The organism is Bradyrhizobium sp. USDA 4538 (assembly GCF_024171045.1).
Lineage (GTDB): Bacteria > Pseudomonadota > Alphaproteobacteria > Rhizobiales > Xanthobacteraceae > Bradyrhizobium > Bradyrhizobium australafricanum.
Genome location: NZ_JALJZE010000002.1, coordinates 697,043 through 711,797, shown reverse-complemented (window position 1 = coordinate 711,797; position 14,755 = coordinate 697,043). Strand labels below are relative to the sequence as shown.

At 63.3% G+C, this 14,755-nt stretch carries 6 protein-coding genes; all 6 read right to left on the bottom strand.

What is annotated here, in order from left to right:
• Nucleotides 1–436 precede the first annotated feature (436 nt).
• The 6 genes from J2R78_RS44525 to J2R78_RS44500 are packed head-to-tail and all read right to left on the bottom strand — an operon-like array spanning nt 437 to nt 14,736.
• A complete protein-coding gene (locus J2R78_RS44525; protein ID WP_253610397.1) occupies nt 437–2,794 on the bottom strand; it encodes a kelch repeat-containing protein in 2,358 nt (785 codons plus the stop codon).
• An 11-nt stretch (nt 2,795–2,805) separates the two neighbouring features.
• Nucleotides 2,806–6,546 (bottom strand): hypothetical protein, encoded by a 3,741-nt coding sequence (locus J2R78_RS44520; protein WP_253610398.1) that lies wholly within the window; start codon nt 6,544–6,546, stop codon nt 2,806–2,808.
• A gap of 6 nt (nt 6,547–6,552) precedes the next feature.
• On the bottom strand, nt 6,553–7,416 hold the full coding sequence (locus tag J2R78_RS44515) for a hypothetical protein (RefSeq protein ID WP_253610399.1): 864 nt from the start codon (nt 7,414–7,416) through the stop codon (nt 6,553–6,555).
• Nucleotides 7,416–8,894, bottom strand: a complete 1,479-nt coding sequence (locus J2R78_RS44510) for a hypothetical protein (RefSeq protein ID WP_253610400.1) — start codon at nt 8,892–8,894, stop codon at nt 7,416–7,418. Before J2R78_RS44510 ends, J2R78_RS44515 begins: the two co-directional genes overlap by 1 nt.
• A gap of 35 nt (nt 8,895–8,929) precedes the next feature.
• Nucleotides 8,930–13,288 (bottom strand): DUF6603 domain-containing protein, encoded by a 4,359-nt coding sequence (locus tag J2R78_RS44505; protein ID WP_253610401.1) that lies wholly within the window; start codon nt 13,286–13,288, stop codon nt 8,930–8,932.
• Nucleotides 13,285–14,736 (bottom strand): hypothetical protein, encoded by a 1,452-nt coding sequence (locus J2R78_RS44500; RefSeq protein WP_253610402.1) that lies wholly within the window; start codon nt 14,734–14,736, stop codon nt 13,285–13,287. The genes J2R78_RS44505 and J2R78_RS44500 overlap by 4 nt, the downstream gene beginning before the upstream one ends.
• Nucleotides 14,737–14,755 lie beyond the last annotated feature (19 nt).

Below are 14,755 nucleotides of genomic sequence, written 5' to 3'. Positions count from 1 at the left end.
CATTCCCAGTGGCCCTCCGAGGGGCGCTGCCTTGTTAGGAACACGCGTTGCGGAACCCATCTTGGCCAGCGGTCATGTGCGACCGCATGCAAAGGCCGGACATACGGAGGCAAGCGATCCGTCAAATCACTGAACAATATCTTGCAAGGAGGGAGCCGTCCACATATGGGAATGGAAGCTCCTGCGCCAAGGCGACAAGCCCGCCAGCAGGCTGCCTGACCTTCACCCAAGCAATCATAGAGCTCACTGTGCCCGCGCGCATGCGTCAATCAGGCCGTATTCGTCGTATTTTTACGCTTCTTCTCACGAGCCTGACTTCAGCAAGATTGTCCGCACCGGCGCTCCACGAGACTGTCGCGCGGCCGCTGAGCGCCGCGCCGAAACAACGCGCGACGTTGTTAGCTTCAGCCGCCGTTGTCGATCACTTAAGCTCTCGTTAGGTGCCGAAGCCCCAGACCGTCGTGTTGGGTAAGCCGTTTGCAGAGCCTCCTGCAAACCACATTGCATCGCGAAATGCGGTAGTGCCCAGATCGAGCACGGTCGCGCCCCAATTCGGTCCAAGCCCCATGGACCAGTTGCCGGACTGATCAGCGATGTTGCTGTCGGAAAACGCCAAACCCGCCTGACTCATGCCGCCGACGACGTAGAGTTGCTCGCCGAGCACGGCCACACCCGGACTGGAGCGTGCGGGCCAGGGCACGGTGTTGCTCAGACCGTTCCAAGTCGCGCCGTCTCCGCTTTGCCAAACGTCGGCGAGTACTCCGCCGGCGCCACTGCCGGCTATCACACACATGCCGTTACCGAAATTGACGAGACCGAACGCCGACCGAGCCGACCAGACCGCGGACGGCTTGACGCAGGTCCATGACACACCGTCCGTCGAACTCCAGATGTCGTTCATGAGCGTGCCGGACGCATTGCGCCCACCCATCACCCAGATCTTACCGGCGAACGCCACGCAGCCATGGTCTGCCCGGGCCGGCCAATGTTGTGTGGCAGCGACCTTCGTCCAAGTCACGCCATCGCTGCTGGACCAGATTTCGTCGAGCACGCCGCCATTCAGCGTTGCGCCTCCCGTGAGCCACAGCTTGCCCGCGAACACGCAGCCGGCCGCTGAAGTGCGCGGCGAGAATGCGGCGGCATTGTTGACGATCGACCAGGTAAATCCGTCGCGGCTGCTGAACACGATGCTTTTGAGATCGTCGGCGCCACCGGCCAGGAACCAGATCTGATCGAGAAATTCGGCCAGCAGGACCGGCCGCCCGCGCGTGTCCCAGGGGCCGGCGCCCGGCACCGATTTCCAGCCATTGGGAATCGGGATGATATCGAGCGAGGTCGCGGCCGGCCCGGCCTGGCCCTGCGCCGTGATGGTGTAGCGCTGGGCGGCGGTCGGAAAGATCGCGGTGCCATCGGACTGCGCGGGCACCGACGCACTTCCATTGATCGGCGGATCGACGGTGCAGGATTGCGCCGACGAAAACGCCCAGGACAGTGAAACCCGATCGCCGAAATGATAGCCCGTGGCGGGAACCGCGGTGAGCGCCTCGCTGACCGTCACGGGCAGCACGTTCACGGTCGCCGGCCCGCTGGTCTTGGTCCCGAGCGCGTCGTTGTAGGCGGTCACGGTGAACGTCGTGGTGCGCGCCACCGTGACCGGAAACCCGGTCTTGTCCGGCTGCGCTGGCGCCGGCACCTCGCCGCCATCGACCGGGCTGACCGTGCAGCGGTTCGCGTTGAAACTGGTCCAGGTCAGGCCGACCTGAGTGCCGCTCGGGACGTTGTCCTTGAGCGGCCCGACGCCCTGGAGCGCAAGCGTCGGCACCGCCTTCACCAGCGGCTGCGTCATGCTGCCGTCGTCGTAAGTCGGAATGTCGACCGACTGCAGATACAGATTTGTCGACGACGGATCGAAGTCGGTGACGATGTTGCTGATCCTGAATTCAGCGATCGCGGAGGCGCCGGTGCCGAGAATTTCCGGACTCTTCGGGTAGATCGCCCAGTACGGCGGATCATTCTGCCGATGATCCTGGACATCCCAGACGGTGCCGTAATCGCCATTGGTGCCGACGACGATATTCTTCAGGCGGTCGATCGTGGTCAATGCGCCATAGCCCGGCGCCCCGCTGGCGCTGACAAAGGTCAGGTAGAACACCGGCTTCCCCTGCTTGGCGCCGGGCGGCACCAGCGGCCCGCCGGTCGAATTGTTCAACTGCAGAACGAGCGTGTTGGGCGGAATGAGGTGCTGGTCGTTGACGTCGATGTAGACCGAGTTGCCCCCCACCATCGAGATGAACATCGAATCCGCAAGGCGCTTGTGCAGATTGGGCAGGTTCTGCAGCGAGAGCGGCAGCTGCGTGCCGGAGTTGGCGACGGTCGAGATGTTGTAATAGTCGATGTTGAACGATCCGGGGCCGGGCCGCCCGTTGGCGGTGATCTTCGTCAGGGTGAAAACCAGGCTCTGCCCTGGCTCCAGCTTGGTGTCGGCGATCGGCGTCAGGGCCCAGGATCCGAACAGCGCTGCCTGCCATCCGGCCGGAGGCGTGACCCGCATGGTCGCGAACTCCTTCGGACTGAGAACCGACGACACGGTGAAATAGAAGCTGGTCGGGCCGGCCGGAGTGATCTTGTCCTCGCTGACCGGCGCGCCGCCCTTCACGGTTACCGCCGCCGTCCCGCTATAGGTGATGGTGAAGGTCAGCACATTCTGGCTGGTGTCCTGCGTCACATAGAGGACGCTCTGTCCCTGCGCGTTCTGCAACTGGAACTGCACGGCAGGTTTCGCTGTCGTCTCCATCGCGCCCCTCCTCACCGGTTGGTGGACTTCTTGGCCTGGCTCAAGCTCAGCCATCCCTCGACCGCACGTCGCGGAAGCGTCGAGATCGCAACGCTCGCGGATTGGACAGGCTCGATCGTCCAGCCCGCGCCGCTCGGCTGCGTCACCCAATTCCAGACAAAGCCGCTTTCGGCAGGCACCGGTATTTCGGGCGGCCCGCCGGAGACGAACGGCGTGGTCAGGAACGTCACGGCCATGTTCGCAAGATCATCGGCGATCACGGCGGGAGGAATCGTCAGCTCCTTCATCGGAAGCAGCCCGGTCGTGGCGTGGACGGAAGCATGCGGGTCGACCAGCAGGGTCAGCAACACCGGCGGCACGCTGCGGTCGGCCGTTACAACGACCTGTCCGAACGATGGCTTCTTGACGCCGTGGCTGTCGCTGCTCCGCGCCGCCGGCGAGTAGAAGGTTTGATAGGTCGAGGGTTCGCCGTCCTCGATGAAGTAACCGACCATGCCGTCGTCGATATCGGAGAGCTCGCCGATTCGGACCGGCACCTGCAGTTGCGGCAGCTGGCCGTCCTGGCGCTCCAGCACGTTGTCGCTGGCGATCGCGGCGCCGAACGCCGACATGCTCTGGTCCATCGCCGGCAACCCCAGCAGGTCGAGCTTCACCGCGGCGCGAACCAGCGCAATCGGCCGCCCGATCAGGACCGACAATCCACCATCCTGCTTGTAGGTCCGCGGCGAGATGAAGCCCGCCGCATTGTCGATGGCGGCCAGGATTTCGCCGAGGTAGTCGACCGGCGTCGGACTGCCCGCCAATCCCAGCGCGAAATCGCGCAGATGCGGATTGGCGGAGGCGAACGCCTTCTCGATCGGCTGGCCATAGTTCGCGGTGTTGCCCGGCGCGCCCTGCCAGAACGGACCGAGCAGGTTGAACGATCCGATCGCCGTCCCGGCGGTATCGTAGATCGCGAGCGCATGGTCGAGATGGTTGTAGAGCACCCAGCCGATGACCGGAGTGGTGGCGGGATCGCTGTTGGTCTCGACCCGATCGTTGTCGGCCGCCAGCCAGTTGAAGCGCAGCGCTGCGGCCTGCGAGAGCCGTACCGGCAGATTGATCAGCCCGGAGCTGTCACCCGGAGCGATCAGGCTCTCGGCGCGGATCACTTTCGGCCGCTCGATATCCAGCACCTGACCGAAGGCATCGACGACGCGCAGCCGGTCGATCGCAAACGCGCCGTTGCGCAGCGGACAGAAGCTGTTGTTGCCGCGCGGCGAGTCGACGTTCTGCACGCCCACCGCATCCTTCACGTCCCTGTTGGTGAAGTTGGAGAAGAACAGTCCCTGCAGGATCGCGAGCGGATCGGACACCTCCATCTGCAGCACGCGATCGAGCATCAGGAACGCCTGATTGAAGCCGCTCAACGCCTGCGCCTGGGCCGACAGGTCGAGGTTGTCGAGAACGGTCTTCAGCTCACCGTCAACATCGTCGTCAGGGAAGTTCGCAAGGTAGGTCTTGATCTGTTGCGCGAGGTCGATCTCGCTATTGTGCGAGAGAACGATGGTGCCCTGATAGGTCCGCACGTACTTCGGATCGACCGGAATCGTGCCCTTGAATTGCAGGTCGATATCGGCCTCGTCGAGCTGATAGTTCTTGAGAATGAAACCGGAATCGTAGGGCGGCAGTCCGTTGGCATAGAAGCTGCTCTGCCATTGCAGGATGATCGGGACCCATGGCAGGCTCCACGGCTTGACCGATCCAGCCGCCCCCGGCGTACCCACAAATGTGATCGACGGCTGCTTGCCGCCGGCTTCGCCTTGCTGGGCACTCGTGATCGCGCTGACCAGGCCGGCATAATCCGCCGCCGGGTTGCCACTGCCGCCGAGCGCGGCAACCGCTGCCGCCAGCACCGGCGCCTGCCAGACGTCGACGAAAAAGCCCTCGCCGACCAACGCGGCTACGACGTCGCCGAGGCCGTCCGGATCGGCCTGACCAAGCGTCGGCAGGTTCGCCGCGTGGATCGTGAACGCACTACTGCCGGCGATCATCGCGCTGACGAGATCGGCGCCGGTTCGACAGACCAGGTTGCCGCTCGGGTCTCGCGCCGCCGGCATCCGGTTGCGATAGGCCGATTGAACGTCGGAGCCCGAAAACAGCACCACCGGATTGCTCGGGCTCCAGTAGCGGGGGCCGTTGGTCATATCGAGCATATAGTCGGGGCCGATCAGCTGCTTCAGCGCATCGCCCTGGGTCTTGACGTCGTTCCTGATCGTGGTGATGGAGCCGAGCATGACGTTCAGCTCGGCGATCTCGGATTCGATGAACGTGCGCGCATCGTTCGGCGAGATCGGACTCGGCGGGGCCTGGGCCGGCGGATATTCGATGGACATGTAGCGGTACCAGTCCGCGAAGATGCGCGCGCGCAGGCTTTCGACTTCCTGGGTCGTTCGATCGAGCAGGCTTTGCGTCTCATTGAGTGCGTTCAGCGCATCGCCTGCCCCCGCCGGTAAACTCCTCTTCAGGTTTCGCGCGGCAGCCAACATCCTGTCGGACGCGCCGACCTCGCCGTCCTTCGCCTTCACCGGCACGATCACCCAGATCTGGCCGACATTGGTGCTGGTGAAGTCGGCCTGGTGCAGCACCTCGTCCATGTCGGCCAATCCGCCCGGCAGCGTGAGGCGGCTGAGGATCCCGGTCTGCAGCGCATTCAACACGAACTCGATCTTGGGCAGCGACTTCAGGTCGGGCTGCGCGGCGAGCAGCGCGGACACCGCCTCCGCGGAGGTGTTGCCGACGGCGATCTCGAGATCCGACGACGCAGCATGCGGGTCGATGAAATGCCGGTCGGGATCCCACGGGATTGCGGTCGTCAGCGCGCTGTAGATGGTCCGGGTCGGCATCGATGCGCCGGCGGCGAGCGCAAAGCTCCAATCGAGCTGCGCCGCGATCGCCGCAAGCTTCTGCTTGTTATCGGCCTGCGACGGATAAGTCACCCGCGACAGCGGGTCGTCGACGATGTCGGCATGCCATCCGATCAGAAGATAGGACATCCGCGTCGTGGCCGGCGGGAACCGCGTCTGGTCGATATCGCCGAGCGGATCCCACATGCCGAAGACGTTGGTGCAATATTGCGAGCTGGCCGCGTAATGCGCCTCGCCGAAGCCGAGCGCCGTCAGTTGCCCGCGTTCGGCGGTGGTGTCCTCGGCCCAGCCCACATAGGGAAATATCCTGCCAATCGTCTTGAACGACTTGTTGCTGGCGGCGATCGGATTCGGCTTGATCGGAATATCGAGGCTGACCGCGTTCTGGACCGGCAACAGGACCGTGTCGTTGCGCTTGTCCCAGAGCCGGTCACTCTCGACGACCCAGCCGGTCAGTTCGGTCACCGGGGCCGTGGCGACCGCGGTATTGGAAGCGATTCTCACCACCAGCCAGCGGTTGGGTGCAGGTGGGAACGTGATCTTGCCGGTGGCATCCTGGGTGCCGTGCGCGAGGCTTTGCGGAAGCGCCCAATGCAGATGGATGCCGACATCGAGCGGTTGCGAGGACGGCTGGAACGCCGTGGTGAGGACCTGATCGCTGGTATAGGGCCCGGGGTTGTTGGCGATGCCCTGATCGGCATAGGGCAGCAGCGAGAAGTCGGGCGCCAGGCGCGCAAAATCCTTGGTCCCGTAGGGATGGGTCGAGGACCCGTTGACGTCCGTCTTGCCGACGCAAAGCGCGGAGAGATCGATTGGGACGACCAGGGCCGAAGGGAGCGTTGCCATGCCGGATTACTTTGCTGCCGCAGGTTTGCTGCGAAACGTGACCTCTTGCGTGCCTTCGACCATCTCGAGCGCAAACTCCGCCGCGGTGAAAGGCAACGCGTCACCATTGGGCGCGTTGTTCGCCTTGTTTTTGTCGAGGAGATCCTTGACGTTGCCGGCCAGCTTGTTGATACGCAGCGCGCGCCGGTTGCCGGCGCGGTAGTCGACAGCGGCGGACACGCCCTCGAGCTGGTCGCCGGGTCTGGTCCCCGGCGGCGCGGTGGCCGGCACGGTGACGTAGCGCAACGGCTTGCCGCCATCGACGTCGATTCCGGAATGAAGCCCGACCGCCGGCTCGCGGATCACGACATGGTCGATCGTTCCGACCACTATGTAGAGCAGGATCGACGGCGACAGCAGGTCCATGCGTATCACGTCGGTAAGCTCGGTGCCCGCCTGGTCAAACGGAACGATCTCCAGCTTGGGCCAGCCGGGAACGACCTGGGAGCGCAGCAGGAAGCCGGTGACCGCAACCGGTTTGTCGTCGGCCGAGACGCCGCGCCGCGCCGAGGCGTGCAATTTCTGTCGCGTGACGGCGTGCTGTGCGGCCTCGGCATCGCTGGCATGGCCGATGCTGCACGCTCCCTCCACCAGCGCGTGAAGCCAGTTGAAGTCGATCTGGAAGAAGCGGATCGACTCGTTCGGCAAGAAGCGCTCATTGGCAACCAAATAGCGATACGGCAGGCCGTGCAGTTGCTCCAGCCGCTTCAGCCAATCGCTCAACTGCACGGTCGGATCGATGTCCGCCGTGGCGGCCGCGATCGCCTCGCGGTTGGCGAACGTCGCTGCAAGGCTTTCGAGATGCGCCTGCCTGTCGAGCAACCGGGCCATCACTGCACCTCACCTGGCGGATTGCGGCGCGCCTGTCCGCGCATCAGATGCGGTTTCAGCCGCGTGCGAATGAAGCTGCTGGTCAAATGATGCATCAAATTGGCCTCGGCGGAATGCCGCCCCGCCGTGACGCCCAGCGTTGCACCGAACTCGCGCTCGAGCACCTGGCGTTCGAATGCCGTCACCACCGCAAGGGTGTTGCTGCGCTTCCATTCATAAAGCGCCTGCGAGAAGCCCTGGTCCTGCAGCGCCAGCAACCGCCCGATCTGCCAGGCGGCAGCATAGGAGATGTCCATCATGCCGTTGTCGGGATCATAGCGAACGGCCTCGTCCGCGGTCGCGATCGGTTCCGAATGCGTCCCATCGCCAGGCACCGGCACGATGCTGTCCGGCGGCACCGCGAACGGCACCAACGGGCCGCGATACCACGACACTGTCTTGCTGCCCTGTCGCGTCTGATGATTGAGCGGCGTGTATCCCATGTGCAGCGCGTTGGCGACAAAGCTGTCGGCCGGGCCCGTTCCAGTGCTGCCATCGGCGATCGCAAACACCCGAAGGTTATCGTCCGCATCCAGCGCCTTGAGCAATTCCGAGAAGGTCTGCTTCGGATCGACCGACTGATAGCTCCAGTTGGCGAGCGTGACGAGCCGCACCGCGTCGGCGGCACCGCCGTTGGGCGACTTGATCGCTGCCGGCGTGTAGTCGTCGCCGGCGGGGAGAAGGCTCGCCATCCCCTCCAGCGATACGAGATGAACGGTGCAGCGCGCATTGGAATTCGGCAAGCGGTTGCCGACGATGACCGAGGTCTTGACCTCGGTGCCCGGATCCGTGGTTAGTCCCATGCGCGCCGGCTTGTCGGTCGTGAGGATCCGCGCATGCGCCAGCCACGGCATGTCGACCTGCCCCGGCACGACCTGATTGAACAGCGCGACCGGCACATCGATGACGTTGCACGGCTGATAGGGAAACTCGCCATAGTCGAAGGTCAACCCGGGATAGGATACGGTCCCAGTGGGCAGCGCGCTTGGTTGATCGGGACCGCCTTTGGCGTGCGGGAATGGATTGGGGGTCAAGTCGCCGGCAAACACCGACTTGGGCTCCGGCACGGGATCGTCCTCGTCAAACAGCAGCAGCGCCAGCCAGGAGCTGTCGGCGGCGTCGCCGACCGAGCGCTCCCAGGGCAGCGTCACCCTGCTGAACACGATGTGAGGCAGCACGTTGGCATATTCGCCGGTGCTCGACGACGGCGGAAACACGCTGCTGATTTCGGCTGCGTCGACCGCGAAGCGTTCGCCGCGCACCTGAAAGCGCCGCGTGTTGGTATAGGCCTCGTCGAACACCGCATCTTTCGGCGGATTTGGATCGCTGTTCTTGACCGTCTGCACGATGGTGACGGAATATTCGCCGTCTTCCAGCGGCGGGCGGTGGCTGGCAACGAAGGTGATCTTGCCGGTTTCCTGGGTTGGATCATCGCTCATGACCAACCTCCTGCGGCGACGCCGGTGCGGCGATATCAAGCAGCACGTTGTTCTCCCAGATAGCGGAGCCCCGGCGCCTTGAGCAGGGTCGCGGGCGCCTGCTCGGCCAGCAGCCGAATGTCGACATCGGCATCGACGCCGAGGTCGAGGCCCGTTCCATTGAGCGCGCCGATGACCGCTTCGCGGTTGGCCTTGGCCGACACTAGGGTGTCCGAGAAGGTCTTCATCGCGGTGGATTGGTCGAATGAATCCATCGACGGAACGGTCGGGGTAGTCCAGCTGAACCCGACCGTGCCTTCGGACTCCTGCTGCAGGATCGCGATGTCGATGGGCAACGGCGTGTGGTCCGGTGGCCGTCGCTTCATGGTGATCGAGAACCCGACCAGCACGCCGCCGACATTGGCGGGCGACTTGTTGATGTCACCGATATTCGGGTTCACCGTCAGCTTGCCCGACCAGGTTGCGGCCGGAATGTTGGCAAGAACCGGCACGATGGTCGCAACGTCGGCAAGATTGAAGGCCGAATCGGGTTGTCCCTTCACCAGCCGCTGGATCGTGATGGCGTGCTCGGACGTGAAATGATCGATCGAGACATCCACCGGGCCGACGCCAAAATTGCTCTGACCGGTCGGCAGCGGCGTGGTCTTGGTTCCGGCCGTCGTCAGGGTCGCTGTCTTGGCCGGGAACACGGTGAAGGTCATGAGTTGCAAGGTCTCGGAATTGACCACCCAATCCGGATCGGTCGGGTTGACCTTGGCCGCCGTCATAGCCGTGACGAGCCCCGCCGCAACGCTCGAATGACAATAGCTGTCGGTGACGATAGGCGCGCCAGCGGCAAGCGCAAGATGAGCGCCGCCCTGCGGCGCCGGCAGGAACGAGGTCTTGAACTCGCTCCATGGAATCGGCCTCGCCTTGGGCTTGTCGCGATTGCCTATCCCGACGGTGAACGAAATCACCGATAGATCGACATAGATGGTGCCGCCGAACTTCGGTCCCCACAGCGACAGATCGACGCCGATGCTGACCGAGATGGTGACGCTGGTGAACAGCAGGTCCAGCTTGTAGGAGACGCCGATGCTGAGCCCGATCTCGATCTCGTAGTGGAACGGTTTCCAGCAGAGCAGGAAATCGGCATGGGCGATGAACCACGCCTTGAGATCGCCGCTCTCCCACACCGCCTCAAGACGTCCGCCGGCCATCATCGCCGAAGGCGTGATCGCGAAATAGATGCCGCCCTTGATGCTGGTGTTGCTGTCGACCTGCCAGTTGAAGCCGAGCAGCGGTTCGACCGGGAAATAGGCCGGTCGCGCGTAAGCGGGATTGTAGCCGCCGAGCGTGACCACGAAATCGCCGGCGTGATAGGACGCGGGATCGTTTGCCGGATTGTCCTTGAACCAGGAGTAGTAGGCGACGCCACCGGTCAGGTGGCAGTCCTTGGTCAAGATGTACGACGCCGGCGTCACCTTTGCCGCGATCTCGAGGATGCCGTTGTCAGGCGAGAACACCGCCTCCAGCGCCATCTCGACATAGCCGATCGGCGGCACCCCGGCTGCGGTGTCGGGTGGCAGGCTGGCGGTGGTCAGTCCCAGCAGTGCGACCTTGAAATCGGTCCCGAACGAGACAGTCAGCAGCGCGAAGGAATGCAGGATACTGAACGAGGAGAACTTGATGCCCGCCGCGATCCAGTACTCGCCTACGCGCGGCGGAATGGTGTCGCCCAACGACTTGATCACGGTCTCGATCTGGCTTCCGATATTGCCTGAGGGATCCGCAGGCGGCACGTCCTTGCCCATCGCCCAACTGACCAGCGGGAAACCCGCGACGCCGTCGATGCCCGGGGTCAGGAGGTCGCGATTGAAGCCGAGGCCGCCGGCCAGGCCGTCGACATAGAAGAAGGGATAGCCGAACAGCGGCCGATTGACCGACGCATAGAGGAAGAACGACGGATCGGGTCCGAGCTGGGCATAGCCGCCGAGCGCGCCGATCGACATCGACGGCACGGTGACCGACAAGGCCCCATAGAAGTTCAGCGGATGGATCGATCCGAGCAGGCCGCCGCGGACCTGCACCGGTCCATCATCCACGGTGATGGTCAAGCCGGACAGCGTTACCTCGGGTGAGAAGCTGGTGATCTTCGACCCGACGCCGAGGCCGATGAGACCGATCGACAGCAATTGCGCGGTCAGCCCGATATCGCCGGTGACGTAGAGCACCTGATTGTCGTACATCAGGCCTAGCTTCTCGATCGCGACCGGACCGAACTGCTTCTGGATGTTGATCGACAGCGACGCCGGCGCCGATGCGGTGGACGGCGCGGCGGCTGGCACGACGCCTTCACCGCCCGGACGCGCATCGACCAGCAGCGCCGACGCCTGGTCTTTGCCGATCGCGATCGGAAGCGAGATCGTCTTGTGGCTGGAGCCGAGTTGCAGATCGGCGGAGACGAGGACACCCTTGTCGAGTCCCGCGGCGGGCAGCCCTCCTACGCCCTGCGGAAACAGTGCATTGATCGAGGCGGCCTGGTCCTTGAGCAAGGCGGAGTCCGAATAGACGAACTGCAACTGGCTGAACTTCACCGTCGCATCTTCGGGAAGCTTGTCGCCAATCAGCGGGATCGTGGTCAGGCTGATCTCGGATCCAAGCTCGGCGCCGAACAGGAAACGGTTGGCCCCGCCGCTGTCCTTGAAATAGGCGAACTTGACGACGTGCAGGCTGATCGCGACGTCGTCGGGAACGAGCTTAGCCAGATCGCCGGACACGTCGGCGACCAGATCATGCAGCTTGACCTGGTGCGCGGTGCCGCTGTCGACATAGTCGGCAATGAAGATCTTCTCGCCGGTGTCCTTGGTGTTGAAGCGAATGTCGAATTCGAGATCGGCGAAAGTCACCGAGCCGCCGAAGGTGGCGCTGTAGCCCTTGCTGCCGACTTTCGCCCCTGCCGGGATCGCCCCACCGCTCGCCGTGTGGACGAGGTCGACGGTGAAGGTCACCTGCACCGCGGTATCGTGGACGGTGAAGCCGCCGACACACTTGAAATGCAGATCGCCGCTCGCGGTGTTGTAACTGATGGTCAGCGTCTTGAGGAGAAGCGAGCTGATCGGCTCGGGGACATCGCTGATGCCAAACCGGTCGGCCCAGTAGCTGATGAGCGTACCGATCGGGATGTTCTCGGCGTCGCCGACCAGCGTGAGCCCGCCGCCCCCGCCATCATATTTGGCCGAGAGAAACACGCTTGCGTCCGCGGCAAGCACCATGGTGCCGAGAAAGGAGGCGTCGACCACCGTCGAGGGCTTGGTCGCAACATGGACCTTGGCGGTCAGATTCTCAAGCTTGAGCTGCACTCCGGCATCGACCCGCGCGACCAGCTCGAAGTCATAGCTCCCGGCACTGATGCTGGCGAGCACCGAGAGCCGATCGATCTCAATCTCGGGAAACTTATCGGGCAGGATTACCTTGAAGTGCTTGAACAGATCGGTGATGCCGACTGTCTTACCATCCTGCAGCCGCCCCCAGACCACGAAATCATCCGGCGCAAAGTGCGCGCCGATGTCGACCGGTACGGTCGCGATTTCGAATTGTGCCTCCAGTTCGACATAGCTTTGGCCGGTCTTCCGGAAATCCACCATGAACCGCAGCGCGACACCGTCTGCGGGAACGTCCATGATGCCCAGCACCGACCACGCGTCGGTGTAGGTGATGGTCAGGAACACGTAGGACAGGTGGCCGGCGGTTGGATTGAAGGCGACCTCGATCTCACTTAAGCCGAATTTGGCCAAGGTATCCAGCGGCGATGGCAAATAGTTCGAAAGCGACAGGCCGCCGCCGAGGGCCGCGAAGGCATCGGCAGACAAGGGCTGCTTTGCAAACTGCCCTGTGATCACCCAGTCCAAGCCAGGATATGCCGGAAGCGCAACCGTCACTGGCATAGTCAGCGAGTGCGCTGCACCGACGACGAGGTTGCAGCTTATGCTCGCGTCATAGTTTTCGATCGCCGGATTGGGCGCGAAGTTGAGGTTGATGCCGGTGAGCTGGAAGTTGCTGAGGAGGTCCCATTCGGTGCCCTGTTGGGGGGACCCGATGACGCTCATCAGGAAGGGCCCTGTCAAGGTCTTGTCGGTTTCCGGCACGAAAGTCAGCGTCGTCGCCATATCGGCGAGGCCGAACAGCGTTGTCGTTCCCTCAACGGTGACGACCGGTGGCTGCGCGGAAACCGTCGCTTTGGTGACCGAGAGAGTGAAGACCAGCGTGAGGTCCTCAAGTATCTGTAGCATCGCTGGCGCGACATCATTCGGCCCGACCGTCAGCGTATCGCCTGGCTTCAGACCTGAAGCCAGTTTCGCAAGAGCATCATAGGTGGCGATCTGCGGCATGGCGCTGTCGGCTTTCCAGATCACACCAAACGCTTCGGAAAGGCATGGAAGGGACAGTTAGCCACCCCGCAGGCGGGCGGGATGACGTTATTGCACATCATGATGTTGCCGCGCCCGGCGACGTTGGTGTTGGGGCCGGTTTCTGCAGTGCTGGCAACGAAGGCCGGCGCTGTCCCCCAGCCGACGCCGATATACGCCGCGACAGCCGGTGCATCCGGGTGGCCATAACAATGAACGCCAAGCGGAGGACCGCCATTGATGCCGTAGGAATAGGAGAGACGGCCCTGGTTAGCGACGTTCGGCGCTGGAATGGGGGACGGCCCAACGGCTGGAATGAGATCGGTATCGGACCCGTGATGCGATGCAACCAGCCAACGTAGTCCGGCTATTCCGCCAACGCCCGGAATCGCCTGAAACGCGGCGTCGCCGGGCAACAGGGAGTTGGTCTGCAACAGGTCGTTGATCGTCACGACCACGGCGAGTCCCGTATTGTTGAGGTTGCCCGGCGCCATGCCCATCGCCGGCGCACACTGGATGATGTTCACGTACCCGCCAACCAGGCCCGCCAAGGCAACCGGAAAGACGTGGATCTGCCCGTTGACGGAGGCGTTTACATTGTTAATCACCAACCAGGCCACCGGTCCCACCACCTGATTGGGCACCAACCAGTTGCGGTTCACCAGAGCGGCCCAGTTCGCCGACATTGCCGCCATCGAATAATGATCAAAGTGGAAATGAGTCACGATCACGATCGGATTGTTTTGAAGGCATGGCCCCGGGTTGAGTATTTCGACGTTTCCGAGCCCGTTGACCGGCGGCATGCTCGCAAAATTGAAAAACATGGGCAGGCCAACATCGACGTAGAACTGCGGGGAGCCGAAAGCGTCGTAAACGAGGTTGCATGACGCCTGGCCAACATCCATCACGCCAACTTCGCGCGCTATCCGCGCCCTCAGCATCTTCACGATCGCTCTGATAGAGAACCTGCTGACAGGCCGAAAACGCTTGTTCAGCTTTAGCATCTGGCGCCGCGGCACCTTGTAGCCCTTCGCCGTCGTTCGCCGCACGCTTGGCACCGCAACCGGCCGCGCCCGCTGCGCCGACAAGCCGCCCTTTCCCAGCGTAATGACGTACCACTCGCCGGAAACGATCTCATCAACCGGGGTACCCAGCGCCTTGGCGAGGTCGTCGGGCGCTGCGTCGTCGAACACAAGAAGCGACGCAGGACCACTCGGCGGCGGACTCCTGGTCACCCCGTCCTGCGAAAGGACCGCGGACTCCATCCACTCGAACGGCACCATCTCGAACTGCACCGACCACAGCTTCGCGCCGCTCTTCGGATTGACGGCGTTCTCGACATCGAAGAGAAAGGCGTAATACCGATCGGTCGGAGAATCCTCCCTATCGTAGGCCCCTCCTTTCTGAGCGACGACGTCAAACGCCTGCTTCACATTTGACGGAACGGGGGCCATTGCCGACCTTTCGCATCGC

What these genes read in the sequence shown, in the direction of transcription:
- J2R78_RS44500 (WP_253610402.1), bottom strand. Translation starts at nt 14,736, where the DNA reads ATGGCCCCCGTTCCGTCAAATGTGAAGCAGGCGTTTGACGTCGTCGCT.
- J2R78_RS44515 (WP_253610399.1), bottom strand. Translation starts at nt 7,416, where the DNA reads ATGGCCCGGTTGCTCGACAGGCAGGCGCATCTCGAAAGCCTTGCAGCG.
- J2R78_RS44510 (WP_253610400.1), bottom strand. Translation starts at nt 8,894, where the DNA reads ATGAGCGATGATCCAACCCAGGAAACCGGCAAGATCACCTTCGTTGCC.
- J2R78_RS44525 (WP_253610397.1), bottom strand. Translation starts at nt 2,794, where the DNA reads ATGGAGACGACAGCGAAACCTGCCGTGCAGTTCCAGTTGCAGAACGCG.
- J2R78_RS44520 (WP_253610398.1), bottom strand. Translation starts at nt 6,546, where the DNA reads ATGGCAACGCTCCCTTCGGCCCTGGTCGTCCCAATCGATCTCTCCGCG.